Genomic DNA, 19,940 nt, shown 5'->3' on the forward strand with positions numbered 1-19,940 from the left:
CGGACCCGGCCCTCGTCGTCGTACAACCGCCCGGAACGGGCGCGTCAGAACAACCGCAACTTGTCGTCCTCGATCCCGCGCATCGCGTCGTAGTCCAGGACCTGGCAGCCGATGCCGCGGTCCGTGGCGAGGACGCGGGCCTGCGGCTTGATCTCCTGCGCCGCGAAGATGCCCCGGACCGGCGCGAGATGGGGATCCCGGTTCAGCAGCTCCAGATAGCGCGTGAGCTGCTCCACGCCGTCGATCTCACCGCGCCGCTTGATCTCGACGGCGACCGTCTGGCCCTCGGCGTCCCGGCACAGGATGTCGACCGGTCCGATGGCCGTCATGTACTCGCGGCGGATGAGCGTGTAGCCCTCGCCGAGGGTTTCGATGCGGTCGGCGAGCAGTTCCTGGAGGTGCGCTTCCACGCCGTCCTTGATCAGGCCGGGGTCCACGCCGAGTTCGTGCGAGGAGTCGTGGAGGATTTCCTCCATCGTGATGATGAGCTTCTCGCCCGCTTTGTTGGTGACCGTCCAGACGTCCTGCTGCTCGCCGTCCCCCTCCTTCAGGCTGCAGGGCGGCGACATCCAGTTCAGAGGCTTGTAGGCCCGGTCGTCCGCGTGGATCGAGACGCTGCCGTCCGCCTTGACCAGGATCAGACGGGGCGCCGAGGGCAGGTGGGCGGTGAGCCGGCCCGCGTAGTCGACGGAGCATCGGGCAATGACGAGACGCATGGTCGGCAACGCTACTCGACGGGCCCAGGTCGACGCGATTCGCCCTGGGGGAGTCCGTATGACCCCGGACTGCCCCTGTTCATTTCTGGCCGATTGTGTGCCCACTGTGCCCAACGAGGACCGCCCATGTACTCATTCTCCTGGTGCCGTCACCGTCTGTTGCCTACCGTATTAAACGGGAGGTCGCGAGGCGTGTACGCAGAGTGTCCGGCATCGCGAACTCCCTTATCTGTCCGGCAACCCCTGGTGTTCTGGGGGTGCGAGAGGAGAACCCATGTCGCTCGACGTCTCACCGGCCCTACTCGAACAGGCCGAGCGAGGCGAGGTCGACGAAGCCGCCTTCGTCGACTGCGTCCGGACCTCCCTGCCTTACGCATGGGAGATGATCAGCTCCCTGGTGGCCCAGCTGAAGGTCGACGGCGGTCAGTTCGCCGACAACCAGACGCCGCCGCCGGACGAGCAGGCACGTGGCCAGCTGCTGCGTGCGCTTGCGAGTGACGCGATACGCGGCGCGCTGCAGCGGCACTTCGGGGTGCGACTGGCCTTCCAGAACTGCCACCGGGTGGCGGTGTTCCCGCTTGACGGCTCGGTCGACGAGACGCATGCCCGCTTCACCTCGGTCCGCAGCCAGGTGCTGAACCAGTCCCCGGAATTCAGGGACTGCTGACGCGCTGAACCGCTTGCTTGCCGCTCCGTACGCGGGAGGTGCAATCAGTACCGGGGCGGCAAGCCCTTCTGGCGAACCGGGCGTTCGGACGCGGGGGAGCCGCGCATTCTCGGCGAGGCGGTTCAGCCGAGGTGCGGCAGTACTTCGGCGCCCAGCCGCCGTACGTTCTCCTCGGTCGCCGCCAGATCGCCCGAGCCCTCGACGAGCAGGGCGAAGCGGGAGATGCCGGTCCGCTCGCTGGTCGCCGCAAGACGGTCGGCGCACAGACGGGGGGTGCCCACCGGGTGCAGCCCGCAGAGCAGTTCGGTGTAGGCGAGCGGGTCGCGCATCACGCGATGGCGGCCGTCCACCGTCACATGGGCCTCCAGGCCCTGCCGGAGCCAGCCCGGCATCGCCTTGGTCAGGGTCTCGACCGCGTCCGTGCGGCGGTCGGCGATCTGGCAGACGCCGGCCGAGACATGGGCCGCGCCGCGGATCTCCTCCGCGGGGCGCCCGGCCGCGCGGGCGTGCTCCCGCCACAGGGCGACCATCTCGGCCTTCTCCTCGTCGCCCACATGCATCCCCAGCAGCATCGGCAGCCCGCGCTCGGCCGCGAGGCGCACACTGGCCGGTGAGGTGCACGCGACGACGACCTCGGGCCCCTCGACCTCGGTGAGGCACTCCGACGGCCTTGGTACGACGGGGACTTCACGGAATCCGAAACGCTCCCCGGCGGCCGCGACCGAGGGTTCGCGCAGCCAGCGCATGAGCAGATCGAGTGATTCCGGGAACCCCTCCTCGTACGCCTTGAGACCCTGGCCGAACACCTCCAGGTCGACCCACGGCCCGCCGCGCCCCACGCCCAGCGAAAACCTTCCGCCGGAGGTGATGTGCAGCAGCGCGGCCTGTTCGCCGAGGGCCACCGGGTGGGCGGTGGGCAGCACGCTGACCGCCGTGCCGACCCGCAGGCGCTCGGTGCGGCCGAGCAGTAACGCGGCCAGCGTGATCGCGGACGGACAGGTGCCGTACGGCACGAAGTGGTGCTCGGCCAGCCAGACCGTGTCGAGCCCCGCTTCCTCGGCGACCTCGGCGGAGCGGACCGCGCGGTGCAGCGCCTCCCCGTCGCCCTGCCCCGGGAACCGGGCCGCCAACACGAAACTTCCTACGTGCATTGCCTTTTCCTGCTTCCTTGGCTCCGACGCGGAGCTCCCCCACCGGGCATAACCGTCTGACACGTGCCGAGGACACGGCTTGGCGAAGAGATTTGCGGATTGTCTGCAGAATCGAGCGCCGGAGCGAGGGACTTGTGGGGGTTGGTGCCGTACGACTACCCCTGTCCCTGCCGCGTAGGCTGGACATGGCCCGTGCATCCTGTATAGCCCCGAGAGGTGTTCCGTGTCCCCGCGTCGCAACCGACCCAACGGCCCCAAGGGAGCCGCCTCGTCCGGACGCAGTGCCGAGGACGACCGCCCCGGCCGTTACGGCGGCTGGCAGTCGGCCGAGAACTGGCGGGGCGAGGACTGGAACGTACGGCATGTGGCGGGCGCGAGCGCGCAGGGCAAGGCGTACCGCTGCCCGGGCTGCGACCAGATGATCCCGGACGGTGTCCCGCACGTCGTCGCCTGGCCGGACCACGCGGGCGTCGACGACCGCCGCCACTGGCACAAGGCGTGCTGGAACGCGAAGGACCGCCGCACCACGCGGGTGCAGCGGTCCCGTAACGCGCCGAAGTTCTAGCCGGGCGGGCTCACACGTCCCGCTGCTCCAGCAGGGCGTAGGCGCCGGCGAACGCGGCGGCCGTGACGACGAGCATGATCCACAGCGGGTCCCAGCCGGACGGGCCGGAATCGCTGAGGGACTGCTCGTAGAAGACGCTGAGCTGGTTCGGGATCGAGTACTCGAACAGGGCCCGCTGCAGGTCCTCCAGCGACTGCGAGAACATGAACAGCGCGATGACCAGCGGCGCCAGCAGCACGCCGGTCATGATCGTGATCGCGCCCGCCGAGTGCCGGATCATCGACCCGACGACGAGCGAGAGCAGGCCGAGCAGCGCGATGTAGAGCGAGATGCCGACCGTGCCCTTCAGCCACTCCTGGACGGTGGGCTCCCGCGCGTCCAGCAGGGCCACGTCCGCGAGGGCGACGAGGACGGCCGACACCAGCGTCACCACGAACGCGACCACGAAGAACACGATCGCCTTCGCCGCCAGCACGCGGCCGCGGGACGGGCACGCGGTCATCGTGGTCCGGATCATGCCGGTGCCGTACTCCGAGGCGGTGGTCAGCACGCCGAGCGTGATGATGCACATGCTGCCGAGCAGCAGCCCGAAGAAGCCGAACGACAGCGGGTTCTCCTGGCTCAGGCTGCCTTCCGAGGAGTTGCCGGCGACCAGCGCGGCGGCCAGCAGGCCGACGCCGACGACGAGCAGCACGAACACACCGAGCGTCCACATCGTGGAGCGCACCGAGCGGATCTTCGTCCACTCCGAGGCGAGCGCGTGCCCGAGGTGCGTGCGCACGACGGGGATCGGCGAGGTGTAGGTGGGGTACGTCGAGCCGGGCGCCGCCTGCCAGGTCGGTGCGGCGGTCTGCGGCATCGGGGGCTGGGGCGTGCTCATCGGGCGTCCTCGGGCTTGGTCAGGGCGGCAGGGGTGGCGGGGGCATCGGGCGCGGCGGGCGGCTGTGCCGAGGCCTGCGGGGGTGCGGCAGGGGGCTGGGGCGGAGTCTGGGGCGCCTGCGGGGTCTGCTGGGCGTACGGGTTGGGCGCGCCCGCTCCGGGCGCCCCAGGGGCGCCGTACGGTCCCTGCCCGCCCTGCGGCGGCGCGAACGGCTGCCCGCCCTGCTCGGGCGGCGGCGGGGCGTACCAGCCGGGCTGGCCCTGACCCGGGACCGGCATCGGCGGCTGCGCGCCCGGCGGCAGCGGCTGCATCAGCCCCGCCTTCTGGTCGGCCGTCGAGCGGTAGTCCACCGCGCCCTGCGTCATCCGCATGTACGCCTCCTCCAGCGAGGCCTGGTGCGGCGACAGCTCCCACAGCCGTACGTCGGAGTCGTGCGCGATGTCGCTGATACGGGGGAGCGGCAGCCCGGTCACCCGGAGCGCGCCGTCCTGCTCGGGCAGGACGTGCCCGCCCGCCTCGGTGAGTGCGCCGGCCAGCTTCTCGCGCAGCTGCGGCTCGGTGTCCGGCGTGCGGACCCGGGCGAAGCCGGCGGAGTTCGCCGCGATGAAGTCCTGCACGCTCATGTCGGCGAGCAGCTGGCCCCGCCCGATGACGATCAGGTGGTCGGCGGTCAGCGCCATCTCGCTCATGAGGTGCGAGGAGACGAAGACGGTGCGGCCCTCGGCCGCCAGCGACTTCATCAGGTTGCGCACCCAGAGGATGCCCTCGGGGTCGAGGCCGTTGACCGGCTCGTCGAACAGCAGCACCTGCGGGTCGCCCAGCAGCGCGGCGGCGATACCGAGGCGCTGGCCCATGCCGAGCGAGAAGCCCTTCGAGCGCCGCCTGGCCACGTCCTGGAGACCGACCACGCCCAGCACCTCGTCCACCCGGCGGGCCGGGATGCCGGACAGCTGGGCCAGGCACAGCAGGTGGTTGCGGGCGGCCCGGCCGCCGTGCACCGCCTTGGCGTCCAGCAGGGCGCCGACCTGGCGGGGGGCGTTCGGCAGCTTGCGGTACGGGAAGCCGCCGATGGTCACTTGGCCCGCGGTCGGGTTGTCCAGGCCGAGGATCATCCGCATCGTCGTCGACTTGCCCGAGCCGTTGGGGCCCAGGAAGCCGGTGACGGCACCGGGCCGCACCTGGAAGGACAGGTTGTACACAGCGGTCTTGTCGCCATAGCGCTTGGTCAGGCCGACTGCTTCGATCATGCTCCGCACCCATCGAAAGGATCAGGACAGCAGGGCACACGCCCCCGTAAGGGTTAGGAGCTTATCGGGGAGCTGACGGTTCCACCCATGAGTGAGTAAAGGCCTTCGGCGAGCGAGTAAGGGCTTTCCGCCGCGCGGCCGTCGCTATGCGTCCCGCCGCTTCAGCAGGACGTAACCGCCGGCGAGCGCCGCGATCACCCAGAGCAGCATGATGCCGAGCCCGCCCCACGGGCCGTACGGGGTGTCGTCGTCGACCGGGGTGACCACCTGCATGATCTTGCTGCCGGCCTGGTCGGGCAGATAGCGGCCGATCTTCTCGGTGGCCCCCACATTGCCCAGGATGTTCGAGATCAGGAAGAAGAACGGCATCAGGATGCCCAGCGACAGCATCGGCGAGCGCAGCATCGCGGCGACGCCCATCGAGAACATCGCGATGAGGGTCATGTAGAGCCCGCCGCCGATCACCGCCCGCAGCACGCCGGGATCGCCGATGGCTGCCTTGTGCTCACCGAGCATCGCCTGCCCGAGGAAGAAGGCGATGAAGCTGGTGGCCATGCCGACGACGAGCGCGAGGCCGGTCGCCACCGCGATCTTGCTGAACAGGAACGTGCCCCGCCGCGGTACGGCGGCCAGCGAGGTGCGGATCATGCCCGTGCTGTACTCGTTCGAGACGACGAGCACCCCGAACACGATCATCGCGAGCTGGCCGAGGGTCATCCCGGCGAAGCTGATGAAGGTCGGGTCGAAGGAGAGCTGGTCCCGCCGGTTCATGTTGTCGAACTCGTTCTTCGACAGGGCCGAGATCAGCATGCCGAGGGCGATCGTGACCACCACGGCGAGGGAGAGTGTCCACACGGTGGAGGCCACTGACCGGATCTTGGTCCATTCGGAGCGGATCACCTGGGTGGCTGCCATGGTCAGCTCCTCCTCCAGCCTTCGCCCCACGGCTGCTGCTCGGCAGGCTGGGCCTGCGGCGCCGCGGAGTGCGCGTGATACTCGACCGACTCCGCGGTCAACTGCATGAACGCCTCCTCCAGGGAGGCCTGTTGCGGGCTCAGCTCATGCAGTACGACCCCGTGCCGCGCCGCCAGCTCCCCGATCTGCTCCGCCTTGCCACCGTCGACCTCCAGCGTGCCGTTGCCCGACTCCACGGCCGTGATCCCGGCCGTGTGCAGCACGTCGAGCAGCAGCTCCCGCTGCGGGGTGCGGATCCGGACGTACGACTTCGAGTTCCGCGCGATGAAGTCCGCCATGGACGTGTCGGCGAGCAGCCGGCCCTGGCCGATGACGACCAGGTGGTCGGCGGTCAGCGCCATCTCGCTCATCAGGTGCGAGGAGACGAAGACCGTACGGCCCTGTGCGGCGAGGGATTTCATCAGGTTGCGGATCCAGTGGATGCCCTCGGGGTCGAGCCCGTTGACCGGCTCGTCGAACATCAGGATCCGCGGATCGCCCAGCAGCGCGCCCGCGATGCCGAGCCGCTGCCCCATGCCCATCGAGAAGCCCTTGGTCTTCTTGCGCGCGACCGCCGTGAGACCCACCGTCTCCAGCACCTCCCGCACCCGCCGCTTCGGGATGCCGTTGCTCTGCGCGAGGCACAGCAGGTGGTTGTAGGCGCTGCGCCCGCCGTGCCAGGCCTTCGCCTCCAGCAGGGCGCCGATGTAGGTGAGCGGGTCCTTGAGCTCGTCGTAGTGCTTGCCGTCGATACGGACGTCGCCGGCGGTGGGGTGGTCGAGGCCGAGGACCATCCGCATCGTGGTGGACTTCCCGGCGCCGTTGGGGCCGAGGAAACCGGTGACGATGCCGGGTCTGACGGTGAAGGTGAGGTTGTTGACCGCCACCTTCTCGCCGTACCGCTTGGTCAGCCCCTCGAGCTCGATCATGCCGCCCACGCTAAAACGCCACAAAGCCCCCTGCCACCGGAGTGACAGGGGGCTTCACAGATGTTCAGACGACGTACGCCGAACGGTTACCGGGTCTGCTGCGCCGGAACACCGCGGGAGATCGGCTCGTCCTCGGCCGGGGTGCCGGCGGCGGCCACCGCGGCGCCCGTGAGGGTCGCCAGCATCTCGCGGACGTTCGTCAGCTGAGCGTTGATCGAGTCGCGGCGGTTGGTGAGAGCCGCGAGCTCGCGCTCGGATTCCGAACGGATCCGGTCGGCCTTGGCGTTGGCGTCGGCCACGATGTCCTCGGCCTGACGCTGAGCCGTCTCCACCGTCTGGCGGGCGCGGCGCTCGGCGTCGGTGCGCAGCTTCTCCGCCTCCAGGCGGAGCTGCTCCGCGCGGTGCTCGATCTCCGCGAGGCGCTTCTCGGCCTTGGCCTGACGGGACGCCAGGTCGCGCTCGGACTGCTCGCGGCGCTTGGCGAGGTTCGTCTCGAAGTCGGCGGCGGCCTGCGCGGCCTTGGCGCGGGTCTCCTCGAAGAGGGCGTCGGCCTCCTCGCGCTTGGACTGCGCGTCCTTGTTGGCCTCGGCGCGCAGCTGCGACGCGTCACTCTTGGCCTTCTCGACGATCCGGACGCCCTCGTCCTCCGCCTTGGCCTTGCGCTCCGCAGCGAACGATTCTGCGTCGTTGCGGACCTGCTGGGCCGCCGACTCGGCGAGCTCGCGGTGCTGCTCGGCGGCGCGGCGGGCCTCCTCGCGCAGATCCTTGGCCTCTTCCTCGGCGAGGCGGAGGATCTTCTCGACACGCGCGCCGAGGCCCGCGTACGACGGCTCTGCGTCGGTCACGGCGGCCTGGGCGTTCTGCGTCTCGAGGTGGAGCTCCTCGATGCGCTTTTCCAGAGCGGTGATGCGGGCGAGAGCGCTGTCACGGTCGGAGACGAGCTTGGAGATTCGTTCGTCCACCTGAGCGCGGTCGTACCCACGCCGCACAAGCTCGAAGCCGTAGGGGGAAGTGTCGCTCATGGGGTTCCTGTCGAATGAGACCGGTGAGGTGATAAGTGGAATCCTAGGGGCCGAAGCGGTGTGTCATCGAGCGGATACGTGTTTGATCTGGAGAATGAGACCCCTTTTGAGTGGCTAACCGTCGGACGGCTTGCCAAAAACTTGGTCAAAGGCCCCAGGAGACACCGGAACCCGCTCCCCGCGCTAGCTCTCTGACGACTTGCCACCCGATCGGGGGGCACCCACCGTCGCACCGGCCTTGACCCCGCCGTCCTTGCCTCCGGACGGTGCCTCGAAGGACTCCAACGCCTCCAGCACGTCCTGGACGCGCGAGATTTCGGCGTTGATGTCCTCGCGGCGCCGCACGAGCACCTCCAGCTCGCGCTTGCCCTCCTCGACCGTGCGCTTGGCCTCGCGGATCGCCTCGGCCTTGAGCTCCTCGGCCTCCTTGATCAGCGTGGACCGCTTCTGCTCGGCCTCCTTCAGGAGCCCCTCGGCCTTCTTCACGGCGGCGATGCGGACCTTGCCCGCCTCGGAGTTGGCCTCCGAGACGATCTCCTTGGCCTTCGCCTGCGCCTTGGCCAACTGCTCCTCGGCGGCCTTGATGAGCGCGTCGCAGCGGTCGCCGGTCGACTTCATCGTCTCGGCGGCCTCGCGGCGGGCCCGCTCGTGCAGCGCCTCGATCTCGCTCGTGATGCGGTCGCGCAGCTCCTGAGCGCGCTCCCTGATCTGGGTGGCGTCCCGGCGGGCGCCGACGAGCAGCTCGTCCGCGTCCGTACGGGCCTTCTCCACCATGGAGTTGCCCTCGACCGTCGCCTCGGAGACCAGCCGGTCGGCCTCCTTGCGGGCGGCGCCGACCATGGTGTCGGCCTGTCCCTCGGCGTCCGCGGTCGTCTTGTGCGCCTGCTTCTGCGCTTCCGACAGCAGCTTGTCCGCCTCGGCCGTGGTCTCGCTGATGAGCTTGTCGACCTGCTCGGCCGCCTCGGAGCGCCGTTTGTTGGCGTCCTTGCGGGCCTCGTCCAAGGTGCGCTCGGCCTCCTCGCGCGCGGACGTCACCAGCCGCTCGGCCTCCGCGGCCGCCTCGGCCTTGACCCGCTCGGAGTCGCTGCGGACCCGCTCGGCGTGCGCCTGCGCGGACCCGACCGTCTCCGCGGCCTCGGCGCGCAGCCGCTCCGCCTCCGACGTGGCGTCCCCGACCAGCTTCTCGGCCTTGGCGAGCGCGTCGGTGCGCACCCGGTCGGCCTCCGCGATCGTCTCCGACTGGAGCCGCTCGGCTTCGTTGCGCGCCTCGGTGATGAGGGTGTCCGCCTGCGTCGCCGCGTCCGACCGGATCCGGTTGGCGTCCTCGCGGGCGTCCGCCCGGGTGCGCGACGCGGCCTGGTCGGCCTCGGCGATCGTGTCCGACGCCTCCGTACGCACCCGCTGGGCGTGCTCGGCGGCGTCCGACCGCAGCCGCTCCGCCTCAGCGATGGCCTCCCCGACCGTCCGCTCGGCGAGGGACTTGGCGGCCTCCGACTCCTCGTTCGCCTCCCGCCGGATGCGGCCCGCGTCCTCGCTGGCCCGCTCCCGCTCGGCGTAGGCGTCGGAGCGGACCCGGTCCGCCTCCTCCTGCGCCTCCCGCCGGGTACGGTCCGCCGCGTGCTCGGCGGCGCTGCGCAGCCCGGTGATCTCCTCCTGGGCCTGCTCGTGCAGCCCGGCCACGGAGTCGCGGACCTGCTGGGCGTGCTGCTCGGCCGCCGACACCATCTCGGTGGCGCGCCGGTCGGCCTCCTCGACCAGCCGCACCGCCTCGGCCTGCGCCTCCTCCACCCGCTTGCGGGCGGAGGCCAGCAACTCCTCGCTCTGCTCGCGGGCCCGCTCACGCTCCTGGTCGGCCTCCTGGCGGGCGGAACCGAGGAGTTCCTCGGCCTCGCGGCGGCGCCGGGCGGCCTCCTCCTGGGCGGCGGCCAGCGTCTCGGACGCCTCCGTGGCGAGCCGCTCGGCCGCGGCCTGGGCCTCGGCCCGTACCCGGTCGGCGGTGTCCTGCGCCTCCGACTTCAGCCGCTCGGCCTCGGCCGCCGCCTCCGACCTGAGGCGTACGGCGATGGCCTCGCCCTCGGCACGCGACGCGGACGCGTCCGACGCGGCCTCGTTGCGCAGCCGGTCGGCCTCGTCCTCGGCCTGCTGCTGCAGCGTGCGGATCCGCTCGGCGGACTCGGCGCGCAGCCGGTCGGTCTCCTCGGCGGCCTCGCGCCGGATGCGTGCGGCCTCCTCGCGGGCGTCGCTGAGCGCCTGCTCGGCCGCGACGAGCCGCTGCTCGGCGTCGGTGTGAAGCCGCGTCAGCTCCTCGGCGGCCTCCGCCCGGCGGGCCTCGACGCCGCGCTCCGTCTCCTCGCGCAGCTCACGAGCGGCGCGCTCGGCGTCGGCCTTGATGCCCTCGGCCTGCTCGACGACCTCGTCGCGGTGCCGCTCGGCCTCCTGACGGGTGCGCTGGAGGGTCTCCTCGGCCTGCCGGCGCAGCGTCGTCGCCCGCTCGATGGCCTCCGTGCGGACCTTCTCGCTGTCCGTCGTGGCCTTCTGGCGCAGCTCGTCCGCGTCCTGCTTGGCCTTGGACAGCAGCTCCTCGGCGGTCTTGGCCGCCTCCTCGATCTGCTGGACGGCCTCCTTGCGGGCCTCCGCGCGGATCTTCTCGCCCTCGGCGACCGCCTCCGAGCGCAGCTGCTCGGCCTCGCCGCGCAGCCGGCGGGCCTCCTCCTGCAGCTCGACCGTCTTGGCGCGGTACTCCTTGGTGTCGTCCTTCGCCGCGCCCTTGAGCTGCTCGGCGATGTCGTGCGCCTCGGCGCGCAGCCGGTCCGCCTCGGCCTCGGCCTCGGTGCGGATCCGCTCGGCCTCCTCGGCCGCGGCCTTGGTGGTGTTCCGGGCGTCCTCCTGCGCCTTGTTGAGGACGTCCTCGGCCGTCTTGGCCGCCTTGGACAGCTGGGTCGCGCTCTCCTCGGCGGTGATCGTGCGGGCCTTCTCGGCGGCCTCGGCGAGGAGCTTCTCAGCCTCGGCGCGGGCGTCGGCGACGATCTGCTCGGCGTCCGCCTTGGTGGACTCGGCCTCCTTGGTGGCCTCGCTGACCAGACGGGCGACCTGCTCCTTGGCCGTACGCATGCGCTGCTCGTTGGCCGACTCGGCGCTCGACAGGGCCTTCTCGGCGGCCGTCTTCGCCTCGGCGACCAGCTTCTCGGCCTCGGACTGCGCCTTGCGCAGCGCCTCCTCGGCCTCCGCCATGCGCTGCTCGGCGGCCCGGCTGAGCTCGGTGGCCTGCCGGCGGGCGGCGTCCGACTCGGTCGCGGTGGAGCTGCGCAGCTGCTCGGCGTGGTCGGTGGCCTCCTGGGCCTGCGTGGAGGCGGCGTTCAGCAGCCGCTCGGCGTCCGTGCGGGCGCGGCGCAGGATCTGCTCGGCCTCCGCGCGGGCCTCCTCGGCCGCACTGGTGAGGCGCTGGCGGGCCTCGCCGGTGAGCCGCTCGGCCTCGGCGCGCGCGGCCGCCATGGCCTGGTCGGCCTCGGCACGCGACTCGTCGAGGAGGCGGCGGGCCTGCTGCTCGGTGCGGGCGCGCAGCTGCTCCGCCCACGCCACGTTCTCGTTGACGTGCGACTCGACGGTCTGCCGCCGCTCGGCCAGCTCCTGGTCCAGCTGCTGGCGGCGCGTCACCGCCTCCTGGTGCAGCTCGGCCTGGAGCCGGGCGGCCTGCTCGGCGTGCTCCTGGAGGATCCGCTGGGTCTGCGCACGGGCCTGGCTCAGCTCCCGCTCCGCCTCCTGGCGCAGCTGGTCGGCCTGGACCTGGGCGTTGCGCAGCAACTGCTCGGCCTGATAGCCGATGTCGCCGCCGGCGAAGTCGGGCCGGGACATGATGGTGCGCCGCGCCTCGTGCAACTTGGCGCGCAGCACCTCGACCTGGTAGCCGAGGTCCTCGGCGTGCTGGATCGCCTTTTCCCGCTCGGTCTTCAGCCGATCCATCTCGGCCTCGAACCGAGAGAGGTGGTCGACGTCAGCCGCCGGCTCTCGCTCCTGGCGTTCGTAGCCCCGCACTGCGCGGTCCCATCCGTCCCCTGGTCGCAAGTCTCTCCATACGAGCACCGTCCATCCGCCGAACGGGGCCCCCGGGGAATGGTGTCAGATCAACGGCGAAGCACGGGCTGTCGCCCCACCCTCGTCCCCCGAAACCCGGACCCCGGACGGTCCCCCCGTCGGACGGAGGGGCCGGGTCGCCCTGGACTGAGCGGCGACCGCCCCCAACCCTACCGGCCCATATGTACGAGGGTCAGTGCTCAGGTGACTCAACAGGCGCCGAAGTGACCAGTTCTGTCAGTACGCCATGGCAATCCTTTGGGTGCAGGAAAGTGATTCGTGACCCCATGGAGCCGCGCCGGGGCTCTTCGTACAGAACGCGTACGCCCTTGGCGCGGATGTCGTCGGCCTCCCCATCGACGTCAGCCGTACCGAAAGCGATGTGGTGGACGCCCTCACCGTTCTTGTCGAGCCACTTCGCGACGGTCGAGTCCGGGCGCGTGGGCTCGAGAAGCTGCAGGTAGGAGGCACCGCCGTCGGAGGTGTCGTTGATCTTGAGCATGGCCTCGCGGACGCCCTGCTCCTCGTTGACCTCGGAGTGGAACACCTCGAAGCCGTACGTGGCCCGGTAGAACTCGACGGTCTTGTCGAGATCGAAACAGGCGATTCCGATGTGGTCGATTCGCGTCAGCATGGAACTCAGTGCAGCGCCCCCGAGGTGGTTACGCAACGTGCGCGCGATCACACCCACGGCCCGGTGACGGCACGGAGTGCCACTCAGTACATTCGAAGTAAACCCTCGTTCACTCCTCGGCAGTGCAGCCGGAAGGGGATCGCACCTCATGTCTGGAACGAACAGCAGTACCTCGGTGATCGTCGCGGGCGCCCGTACGCCCATGGGACGCTTGCTGGGCTCGCTGAAGTCCTTCTCGGGAGCCGACCTCGGCGGCTTCGCGATCAAGGCCGCCCTCGACCGTGCGGGGATCGGCGGCGACCAGGTGCAGTACGTCATCATGGGCCAGGTCCTCCAGGCCGGCGCGGGCCAGATCCCGGCGCGCCAGGCCGCGGTCAAGGCCGGCATCCCGATGAACGTCCCGGCGCTCACCATCAACAAGGTGTGTCTGTCCGGCCTCGACGCGATCGCCCTCGCGGACCAGCTGATCCGCGCCGGCGAGTTCGACGTGATCGTCGCGGGCGGCCAGGAGTCCATGACCAACGCCCCGCACCTGCTGCCGAAGTCCCGCGAGGGCTTCAAGTACGGCGCCGTCGAGATGCTCGACGCGATGGCGTACGACGGGCTGACCGACTCCTTCGAGGGCGTCGCCATGGGCGAGTCGACGGAGAAGCACAACACCCGCCTCGGCATCCAGCGCCCCGAGCAGGACGAGATCGCCGCCCTCTCCCACCAGCGCGCCGCGGCCGCCCAGAAGAACGGCATCTTCGAGGCCGAGATCACCCCGGTCGAGATCCCGCAGCGCAAGGGCGAGCCGGTCCTCTTCAGCAAGGACGAGGGCATCCGCGCGGAGACCACGGCCGAGTCGCTGGGCAAGCTGCGCCCGGCCTTCTCGCGGGACGGCACGATCACGGCGGGCTCGGCGTCGCAGATCTCGGACGGCGCCGCCGCGGTCGTCGTCATGAGCAAGGCCAAGGCGCAGGAGCTCGGCCTGGACTGGATCGCCGAGATCGGCGCGCACGGCAATGTGGCGGGTCCGGACAACAGCCTCCAGTCCCAGCCTTCCAACGCCATCCTGCACGCCCTGAAGAAGGAGGGCCTGGAGGTCTCCGACCTCGACCTGATCGAGATCAACGAGGCCTTCGCCGCCGTCGCGGTGCAGTCAATGAAGGACCTCGGAGTGTCATCGGAAAAGGTGAACGTCAACGGCGGAGCCATCGCCCTGGGTCACCCGATCGGTATGTCGGGTGCGCGCCTCGTCCTGCACCTGGCCCTGGAGCTCAAGCGGCGGGGCGGCGGCGTGGGCGCGGCCGCGCTGTGCGGTGGCGGTGGTCAGGGTGACGCGCTGATCGTGCGGGTACCCAAGGCCTGAGTTCTCCTTTTGTAGGACCTCTTCGCGAACGGAGCTGTGATGCAGGACGTCTCCACCCTGGTGGCCCAGGCCAGGGAAGGCCGGCCGCGGGCCGTGGCCCGGCTGATCTCCCTGGTGGAGGGGGCGTCCCCGCAGCTGCGGGAGGTCATGGCGGCGCTGGCCCCGCTGACGGGCAACGCGTACGTGGTGGGGCTGACGGGCTCGCCGGGTGTCGGCAAGTCCACCTCGACCTCGGCGCTGGTCACGGCGTATCGCAAGCAGGGCAAGCGGGTCGGCGTCCTGGCCGTCGACCCGTCCTCGCCCTTCTCGGGCGGCGCCCTGCTCGGCGACCGCGTCCGGATGTCGGACCACGCCTCCGACCCCGGTGTCTACATCCGCTCGATGGCGACGCGCGGTCACCTGGGCGGCCTCGCCTGGGCCGCCCCGCAGGCGATCCGCGTCCTGGACGCGGCGGGCTGCGACGTGATCCTGGTCGAGACGGTGGGCGTCGGCCAGTCGGAGGTCGAGATCGCCTCGCAGGCGGACACGAGCGTGGTCCTGCTCGCCCCGGGAATGGGTGACGGCATCCAGGCGGCCAAGGCGGGCATCCTGGAGATCGGCGACGTCTACGTCGTCAACAAGGCCGACCGCGACGGCGCCGACGCCACCGCCCGCGAGCTCAACCACATGCTCGGCCTCGGCGAGTCCCGCGGCCCCGGCGACTGGCGCCCACCCATCGTCAAGACGGTGGCCGCGCGTGCCGAGGGCGTCGACGAGGTCCTGGAGGCCCTGGAGAAGCACCGCGCCTGGATGGAGGAGCACGGCGTCCTCACGGAACGCCGCCGCGCTCGCGCCGCCCGCGAGGTGGAGACCATCGCGGTCACCGCCCTGCGCGAACGCATCGCCGACCTGCACGGCGACCGCCGCCTCGGGGCACTGGCGGAGAAGATCACCGCTGGGGAGCTCGATCCGTACCGGGCGGCGGACGAACTGGTGGCGGGGCTCACGCAGGGTTGAGGGCCCCTCTGATCGGCCGGCTTCGAGGGGCGGCTCGTGGGAGTGGCGGCGGCCTTCGGAGAAGCCTGCCCTGAGCGGGCGGCCTGCCCGCGCGGCGGGGTTCCTTCCTGACGGCTGCCCTGAGCGACTGGCTCGCGGGTGCGGTGGGCTCCGGTTCGTGTGCCGGCTGCTGGTGTGGGGTTTGTGGGGGCGCCGGAGCCCTTCGGGCGGGCGGTTCTGAGCGGGTGGCTTCGGGTGCGGCGGAGCCAGTTCGGGTGGTCGTAGGCGAGTGCGGACTTGCATGTGGCGGCGTCCTTTGACGCGCGTGGCCCGACCGGGGCGGCCGGCTTCCGGGATTTGGCGTGGTCAACTCCCCGGCCCCGCTGCTAAGTTCATCCGCATGTACCTCCTCTTGGCATAGGGCGCGCCCCGCCCGCGCACGGTGGACGGCCGTCGGCCGTGACCGGCGCGGCGATCCGGCGTCCCCTTTTCGCCTCGAGTCGAGGAACTCCCGTGTCTTCCACGTCTGTCGTGCGGCCTTCGTATGCCGCCGTTCTCCGGATCCCGTACGCCCGCCGCACCTTCGCCGCCGCCCTGCTCGGCAGGCTGTCGTACGGCATCGTCCCGCTGTCCGTGATGCTCGCCGTGACCCGGGCCTCCGGGTCGTACGCGGTGGCGGGCGTCGTGATGGCGCTGTTCTCCGGGACCAGCGTCTTCCTGTCGCCCGCACGGGCGGCTCTGATCGACCGGCACGGCCCGCGCCGGGCACTCGTGCCGATGGTCGCGGCCTATACCGCGCTGCTCGGCCTGTTGACGGTGACCGTCTGGCGCCCGGGTGTCGCCTCGCCGCTCGTGCTGGGTGCCGTGACCGCCGCCGCGGGCGCCTGCACACCGCCGCTGGGGCCGACCATGCGGGCGGTGTGGGGCAGGATCGCCGACGACCGGGCGTTGGTGCAGCGCGCCTACAGTCTGGACGCCGTAGCCGAGGAACTCCTCTTCGTCTCGGGCCCGTTGCTGGTCGGCGTGGTCGTCGGGTTCGCTCCGCCGGCGCTCGGGATCGTCGTCGGGGCGGCGCTGATCGCGGCCGGGACGGCGGCGTTCGTGGCCTCGCCCCCGGTGCGGGATCTGACGCCCGGCGGCGTGCGGGCGAGGGTTCGGGGCAAGGGCCGGCGTCGGGTGCTGCGCGGGATCGGGCGGCCCGTGATCGCCGCGGCGGGCGTCGGGCTCGCGCTGGGCTCCGTCGAACTGCTGGTCGTGGCGTTCGCCGAGGGGCGCGGCCACGGCAGTGACAGCGTGGCCTGGGTGCTGGCGGCCATGTCGGCCGGAAGCGCCGTCGGCGGGCTCGCCAACGGGGCCGTCGTGTGGCGTACTTCGGCAGGTCTGCGGCTGCCGCTGCTGGTCGCAGGACTGGGGCTGGCGCTGCTCGGCGCGGCACTGGCCCCGGGCCTCGGCACACTCGCGTCGGCCATGGCGGTCGCCGGGCTCTTCGTGGCCCCGGCCATCACCACCGCCTACCTCATCGCCGACGAGACCGCCGCACCCGAGGCCAGGGTTCAGGCCGGGGCCTGGGTGAACACGGCCGTGAACGCCGGGGCCACGGCGGGCACCGCGGCCGCCGGGCTGCTGGTCGGAGGGCTGTCGACGGGGTGGTGCTTCGCGGTGACCGGCGCGGTGACGCTCCTCGCGGCCGTGGCAGCGGCGAGGGGCGCCACCCGTGACGGGGGCGCCCCTGAGGAAGAGACAGTGGGGAAGGTGGGGGACGGGGGTGCCGCGCGGGCGGCCTGACGTCGGGCGCCCCTGAGGGGGACGAGGGGTGTAGCCGGTCCGGCGTCAGTCGTCGTCGCCGTCGCGGTCGTCCTGACCGTTCTGGTCGTCGTCGTGGTCCTGGGTGACCTTGCCCGTTTTGAGGTCGACCTTCCACTCGCCCTTCGTGGTCTCCACGCTCCAGGCCGCCGGACCGTCGTCGTCCAGGTCGACGTCGGTGACCGTGCCCTTCGTCGCGGCGGCCTGCGCGGCCTCGCGGGCGTCCACGCTCGCGCCCTTCAGCGCGGCGAGGTCCTCGCGGCCGTCGTTGTCGTCATCGTCGTCGCGCTGGGCGCCGAGGACCTTGCCGTTGTCCGCGGAGACCCGGACGTCGTAGTCGGTGCCGTCGCCCTTCACGACGTTCACCTCCCAGACGTTCGAGCGGTCGTCGTCCAGGTCGGCGGCGACGGCAGTGCCCGGCGTGTGCTTCAGTGCGGCAGCGATCGCGTCGGCGGCGGTGACCTTGGCGGTGCCGGCCTGCGAGCGGACCTCGGTGACGTCGTCGTCCCGGTCGTCGGCGGTGTCGTCCGCCCGGACCGCCCTGTCCTCCGCGGCGTCCTCCGCACTGTCGTCCCGGTCGTCGGCGACCCGTACGTTCGACTGCTGCTGGGGCGCGCTGTCGTCACCGGACGCGTAGGCCGCGACGGTGCCGCCTCCGATCAGGGCCGCGGCGGCGACGGTGGCGATGACGATGTTGCGCTTCATGGGGTTCCCTCCCGGGTGATTGCGTTTCACGTCGTTTCATGTGACTTCGTGTCGCTTGGTTTCGACGGGAACCAATCTGCCGATCCGACGCTGAGAGGAACCTGAAGCCCCCTGAAGAGATCTTCAGCTCCGCTTTGCCAGGCTGTACGCATGCGCCTGTTGATCGTGGAGGACGAGAAGCGGCTGGCCCTGTCGCTCGCCAAGGGCCTGACGGCCGAGGGATACGCCGTGGACGTCGTCCACGACGGCCGCGAGGGGCTGTACCGGGCCTCGGAGGGGTCGTACGACCTCGTGATCCTCGACATCATGCTGCCCGGCATGAACGGCTACCGCGTCTGCGCCGCCCTGCGCGCCGGCGGCCACGACGTGCCGATCCTGATGCTCACGGCCAAGGACGGCGAGTACGACGAGGCCGAGGGGCTGGACACCGGCGCCGACGACTACCTCACCAAGCCGTTCTCGTACGTCGTCCTCGTCGCCCGCGTCAAGGCGCTGCTGCGGCGCGGGGGACAGGGCACCGGGGCTTCGCCCGTGCACGTCCACGGGGACCTCAAGGTCGACACCGCCGCGCGCCGCGTCTTCCTCGGTGACGACGAAGTGACCCTCACCGCCAAGGAGTTCGCCGTCCTGGAGCAACTCGTCGTGCGGGCCGGCGAGGTGGTCTCCAAGGCCGAGATCCTGGAGCACGTCTGGGACTTCGCGTACGAGGGCGATCCGAACATCGTCGAGGTGTACGTCAGCACCCTGCGGCGCAAGCTGCGCGCGGGGCTCATCAGGACGGTCCGGGGCGCCGGTTACCGGCTGGAGAGAGCGGAGGCCGCGCGATGAGAGGCCGCCTCTTCGGCTCGGTCCGGTCCCGGGCGACGCTGGCCGCCACCCTCGTCGTCGCGGTGGCGCTGGTCGCCGCCGGGACCGCCGTACTGCTCTCGCTCCGGTCCAACCTGGTCGGACAGGCCGGCACGGAGGCGGAACACACCGCACGGGCCGTCGCCACGGACATCGCGATCACGAGGCCGGACCAGCCGCTGTCGGTGGACAGCGACGACCCCGTCCAGATCGTCGACGAGAACAACAAGCTGCTCGCGGCCAGCGAGGACCTGGAGCGGATCAGCGGCACGGGCACCGACGCGGTGCGGCCGAAGCCGCAGACCTCGCCCGGCGGGGCCGACAGCGGTGCGGACTCCGACGACGACGCGGACGACGACTCGGCCCTCGAATCCCTCGACCCGGGCGAGATCAGCGAGCACACCACCTTCACGAACGGCACCGCCACGCTCGACGGCGAGACCGACGACTACCGCTTCGCCAAGGTCCACGTCGAGGTCGAGGGCAGGGGACAGCTCACCGTGTACGCCGGGGCGCCCCTCTCCGCCGAACAGAGTGCCGTCCGGACGGCACTGACCGTCATGCTGATCGGCTTCCCGCTGCTGCTCGGCGTCGTCGCGGCCGTCACCTGGCTGGTCACCCGGCGCGCCCTGCGCCCGGTCGAGGGCATCCGCGGCGAGATGGCCGCGATCACCGCCTCCGAGGACCTCGCGCGCCGCGTACCGGTGCCGGACACCCACGACGAGGTCGCCCACCTCGCGCTGACCACGAACGAGACGCTGGCCGCCCTGCAGACCTCGGTGGAACGCCAGCGCCGCTTCGTCGCGGACGTCTCGCACGAGCTGCGCAGCCCGATCGCGTCCCTGCGCACCCAGCTCGAAGTGGGCGCCGCGCACCCCGAGTTGCTCGACCTCGACGGCGCCGTGGAGGACACCGTACGGCTCCAGGGCCTGGCCGCCGATCTGCTGCTGCTGGCCCGCCTGGACGCGGGGGAGCGGCCCGGGGGCACCCGGTTCGACCTGGGCGCGCTGGCCCGGGCGGAGGCCGAGGGCCGGAGCGGTGTGACGGTTCAGGCGCAGGTCGTCCAGGTGACCGGGTCGCGGGGGCAGGTCGGGCGGGTGCTCACCAACCTGCTGGACAACGCCCAGCGGCACGCCCGCTCGGCGGTCACCGTGACCGTCCGCGAGGACGGGGAGTGGGCCGTCGTGGCCGTCGCCGATGACGGGGACGGGGTTGCCGAGGCCGACCGGGAGCGGATCTTCGAGAGGTTCGTACGGCTCGACGAGGCCCGCAGCCGCGACGACGGCGGCGCCGGGCTGGGTCTGGCCATCGCCCGCGACGTGGCCGTACGGCACGGTGGCACGCTCACCGTGGGCCGGGCACCGGCGGGCGGAGCCCTGTTCGAACTCCGCCTGCCGCAGGCTCAGTAGGTACCGGGCCGGTCC

Annotated in this window: 17 protein-coding genes; 7 read left to right on the plus strand and 10 right to left on the minus strand. The window is 71.5% G+C overall.

Annotation, left to right across the window (positions count from 1 at the left end):
• Positions 1–44: 44 nt before the first annotated feature.
• Positions 45–716 carry an endonuclease NucS gene (gene nucS, locus ACIREI_RS15730; RefSeq protein WP_403332744.1) on the minus strand — a complete coding sequence of 224 codons (672 nt, stop codon included), beginning with the start codon at positions 714–716 and terminating at the stop codon, positions 45–47.
• Positions 717–990: 274 nt separating this feature from the next.
• Here nucS and ACIREI_RS15735 point away from each other — a divergent pair, with 274 nt between their 5' ends.
• On the plus strand, positions 991–1,383 hold the full coding sequence (locus ACIREI_RS15735; protein WP_403332746.1) for an SCO5389 family protein: 393 nt from the start codon (positions 991–993) through the stop codon (positions 1,381–1,383).
• A 122-nt stretch (positions 1,384–1,505) separates the two neighbouring features.
• Here ACIREI_RS15735 and ACIREI_RS15740 read toward each other — a convergent pair whose 3' ends face one another.
• Entirely contained in the window at positions 1,506–2,534 is a 1,029-nt protein-coding gene (locus ACIREI_RS15740) for an LLM class flavin-dependent oxidoreductase (protein WP_403332749.1), read from the minus strand.
• Between the two features lie 223 nt (positions 2,535–2,757).
• Between ACIREI_RS15740 and ACIREI_RS15745 the strand changes: the two genes are divergently transcribed.
• The gene (locus tag ACIREI_RS15745; protein ID WP_403332751.1) at positions 2,758–3,099 is read left to right on the plus strand and encodes an ATP/GTP-binding protein; all 342 of its coding nucleotides are present in this window, start codon (positions 2,758–2,760) and stop codon (positions 3,097–3,099) included.
• 10 nt (positions 3,100–3,109) lie between these two features.
• On the opposite strand, the gene ACIREI_RS15750 is transcribed toward ACIREI_RS15745, so the two are convergent.
• From ACIREI_RS15750 to mce, 7 genes are all read right to left on the minus strand, one after another.
• Positions 3,110–3,979 (minus strand): ABC transporter permease, encoded by an 870-nt coding sequence (locus tag ACIREI_RS15750; RefSeq protein WP_403332754.1) that lies wholly within the window; start codon positions 3,977–3,979, stop codon positions 3,110–3,112.
• Positions 3,976–5,226 (minus strand): ABC transporter ATP-binding protein, encoded by a 1,251-nt coding sequence (locus ACIREI_RS15755; protein WP_403332757.1) that lies wholly within the window; start codon positions 5,224–5,226, stop codon positions 3,976–3,978. Before ACIREI_RS15755 ends, ACIREI_RS15750 begins: the two co-directional genes overlap by 4 nt.
• A gap of 144 nt (positions 5,227–5,370) precedes the next feature.
• A complete protein-coding gene (locus ACIREI_RS15760) occupies positions 5,371–6,141 on the minus strand; it encodes an ABC transporter permease (protein ID WP_403332760.1) in 771 nt (256 codons plus the stop codon).
• A gap of 2 nt (positions 6,142–6,143) precedes the next feature.
• The gene (locus tag ACIREI_RS15765; RefSeq protein WP_403332763.1) at positions 6,144–7,109 is read right to left on the minus strand and encodes an ABC transporter ATP-binding protein; all 966 of its coding nucleotides are present in this window, start codon (positions 7,107–7,109) and stop codon (positions 6,144–6,146) included.
• 86 nt (positions 7,110–7,195) lie between these two features.
• Positions 7,196–8,131: a cellulose-binding protein gene (locus ACIREI_RS15770; RefSeq protein ID WP_403332766.1), complete on the minus strand. Its 936-nt coding sequence runs from the start codon at positions 8,129–8,131 to the stop codon at positions 7,196–7,198.
• Between the two features lie 183 nt (positions 8,132–8,314).
• Positions 8,315–12,163 carry a polarized growth protein Scy gene (scy, locus tag ACIREI_RS15775; RefSeq protein WP_403332769.1) on the minus strand — a complete coding sequence of 1,283 codons (3,849 nt, stop codon included), beginning with the start codon at positions 12,161–12,163 and terminating at the stop codon, positions 8,315–8,317.
• Between the two features lie 232 nt (positions 12,164–12,395).
• The gene (mce, locus tag ACIREI_RS15780; protein WP_403332967.1) at positions 12,396–12,836 is read right to left on the minus strand and encodes a methylmalonyl-CoA epimerase; all 441 of its coding nucleotides are present in this window, start codon (positions 12,834–12,836) and stop codon (positions 12,396–12,398) included.
• 148 nt (positions 12,837–12,984) lie between these two features.
• On the opposite strand from mce, the gene ACIREI_RS15785 reads away from it, so the two are divergent.
• The 3 genes from ACIREI_RS15785 to ACIREI_RS15795 all read left to right on the plus strand — a co-directional run bounded on the left by ACIREI_RS15785 (position 12,985) and on the right by ACIREI_RS15795 (position 16,947).
• Entirely contained in the window at positions 12,985–14,187 is a 1,203-nt protein-coding gene (locus ACIREI_RS15785) for an acetyl-CoA C-acetyltransferase (RefSeq protein ID WP_403332772.1), read from the plus strand.
• Positions 14,188–14,226: 39 nt separating this feature from the next.
• Positions 14,227–15,183 carry a methylmalonyl Co-A mutase-associated GTPase MeaB gene (gene meaB / locus ACIREI_RS15790; RefSeq protein ID WP_403332775.1) on the plus strand — a complete coding sequence of 319 codons (957 nt, stop codon included), beginning with the start codon at positions 14,227–14,229 and terminating at the stop codon, positions 15,181–15,183.
• Between the two features lie 492 nt (positions 15,184–15,675).
• The gene (locus ACIREI_RS15795) at positions 15,676–16,947 is read left to right on the plus strand and encodes an MFS transporter (RefSeq protein WP_403332778.1); all 1,272 of its coding nucleotides are present in this window, start codon (positions 15,676–15,678) and stop codon (positions 16,945–16,947) included.
• Between the two features lie 45 nt (positions 16,948–16,992).
• On the opposite strand, the gene ACIREI_RS15800 is transcribed toward ACIREI_RS15795, so the two are convergent.
• Positions 16,993–17,670, minus strand: coding sequence for a PepSY domain-containing protein (locus ACIREI_RS15800; protein ID WP_403332781.1), 678 nt, complete (start codon positions 17,668–17,670; stop codon positions 16,993–16,995).
• A 150-nt stretch (positions 17,671–17,820) separates the two neighbouring features.
• Between ACIREI_RS15800 and ACIREI_RS15805 the strand changes: the two genes are divergently transcribed.
• The gene (locus ACIREI_RS15805; protein ID WP_403332784.1) at positions 17,821–18,498 is read left to right on the plus strand and encodes a response regulator transcription factor; all 678 of its coding nucleotides are present in this window, start codon (positions 17,821–17,823) and stop codon (positions 18,496–18,498) included.
• Positions 18,495–19,925 (plus strand): sensor histidine kinase, encoded by a 1,431-nt coding sequence (locus ACIREI_RS15810; protein ID WP_403332787.1) that lies wholly within the window; start codon positions 18,495–18,497, stop codon positions 19,923–19,925. The genes ACIREI_RS15805 and ACIREI_RS15810 overlap by 4 nt, the downstream gene beginning before the upstream one ends.
• The last annotated feature ends 15 nt before the right edge of the window (positions 19,926–19,940 follow it).

It is taken from the genome of Streptomyces sp. NPDC093591, from assembly GCF_044764885.1.
Classification (GTDB): domain Bacteria; phylum Actinomycetota; class Actinomycetes; order Streptomycetales; family Streptomycetaceae; genus Streptomyces.

What these genes read in the sequence shown, in the direction of transcription:
- nucS (WP_403332744.1), bottom strand. Translation starts at nt 716, where the DNA reads ATGCGTCTCGTCATTGCCCGATGCTCCGTCGACTACGCGGGCCGGCTC.
- ACIREI_RS15735 (WP_403332746.1), top strand. Translation starts at nt 991, where the DNA reads ATGTCGCTCGACGTCTCACCGGCCCTACTCGAACAGGCCGAGCGAGGC.
- ACIREI_RS15740 (WP_403332749.1), bottom strand. Translation starts at nt 2,534, where the DNA reads ATGCACGTAGGAAGTTTCGTGTTGGCGGCCCGGTTCCCGGGGCAGGGC.
- ACIREI_RS15750 (WP_403332754.1), bottom strand. Translation starts at nt 3,979, where the DNA reads ATGAGCACGCCCCAGCCCCCGATGCCGCAGACCGCCGCACCGACCTGG.
- ACIREI_RS15755 (WP_403332757.1), bottom strand. Translation starts at nt 5,226, where the DNA reads ATGATCGAAGCAGTCGGCCTGACCAAGCGCTATGGCGACAAGACCGCT.
- ACIREI_RS15760 (WP_403332760.1), bottom strand. Translation starts at nt 6,141, where the DNA reads ATGGCAGCCACCCAGGTGATCCGCTCCGAATGGACCAAGATCCGGTCA.
- ACIREI_RS15765 (WP_403332763.1), bottom strand. Translation starts at nt 7,109, where the DNA reads ATGATCGAGCTCGAGGGGCTGACCAAGCGGTACGGCGAGAAGGTGGCG.
- ACIREI_RS15770 (WP_403332766.1), bottom strand. Translation starts at nt 8,131, where the DNA reads ATGAGCGACACTTCCCCCTACGGCTTCGAGCTTGTGCGGCGTGGGTAC.
- mce (WP_403332967.1), bottom strand. Translation starts at nt 12,836, where the DNA reads ATGCTGACGCGAATCGACCACATCGGAATCGCCTGTTTCGATCTCGAC.
- ACIREI_RS15785 (WP_403332772.1), top strand. Translation starts at nt 12,985, where the DNA reads ATGTCTGGAACGAACAGCAGTACCTCGGTGATCGTCGCGGGCGCCCGT.
- meaB (WP_403332775.1), top strand. Translation starts at nt 14,227, where the DNA reads ATGCAGGACGTCTCCACCCTGGTGGCCCAGGCCAGGGAAGGCCGGCCG.
- ACIREI_RS15800 (WP_403332781.1), bottom strand. Translation starts at nt 17,670, where the DNA reads ATGAAGCGCAACATCGTCATCGCCACCGTCGCCGCCGCGGCCCTGATC.
- ACIREI_RS15805 (WP_403332784.1), top strand. Translation starts at nt 17,821, where the DNA reads ATGCGCCTGTTGATCGTGGAGGACGAGAAGCGGCTGGCCCTGTCGCTC.
- ACIREI_RS15810 (WP_403332787.1), top strand. Translation starts at nt 18,495, where the DNA reads ATGAGAGGCCGCCTCTTCGGCTCGGTCCGGTCCCGGGCGACGCTGGCC.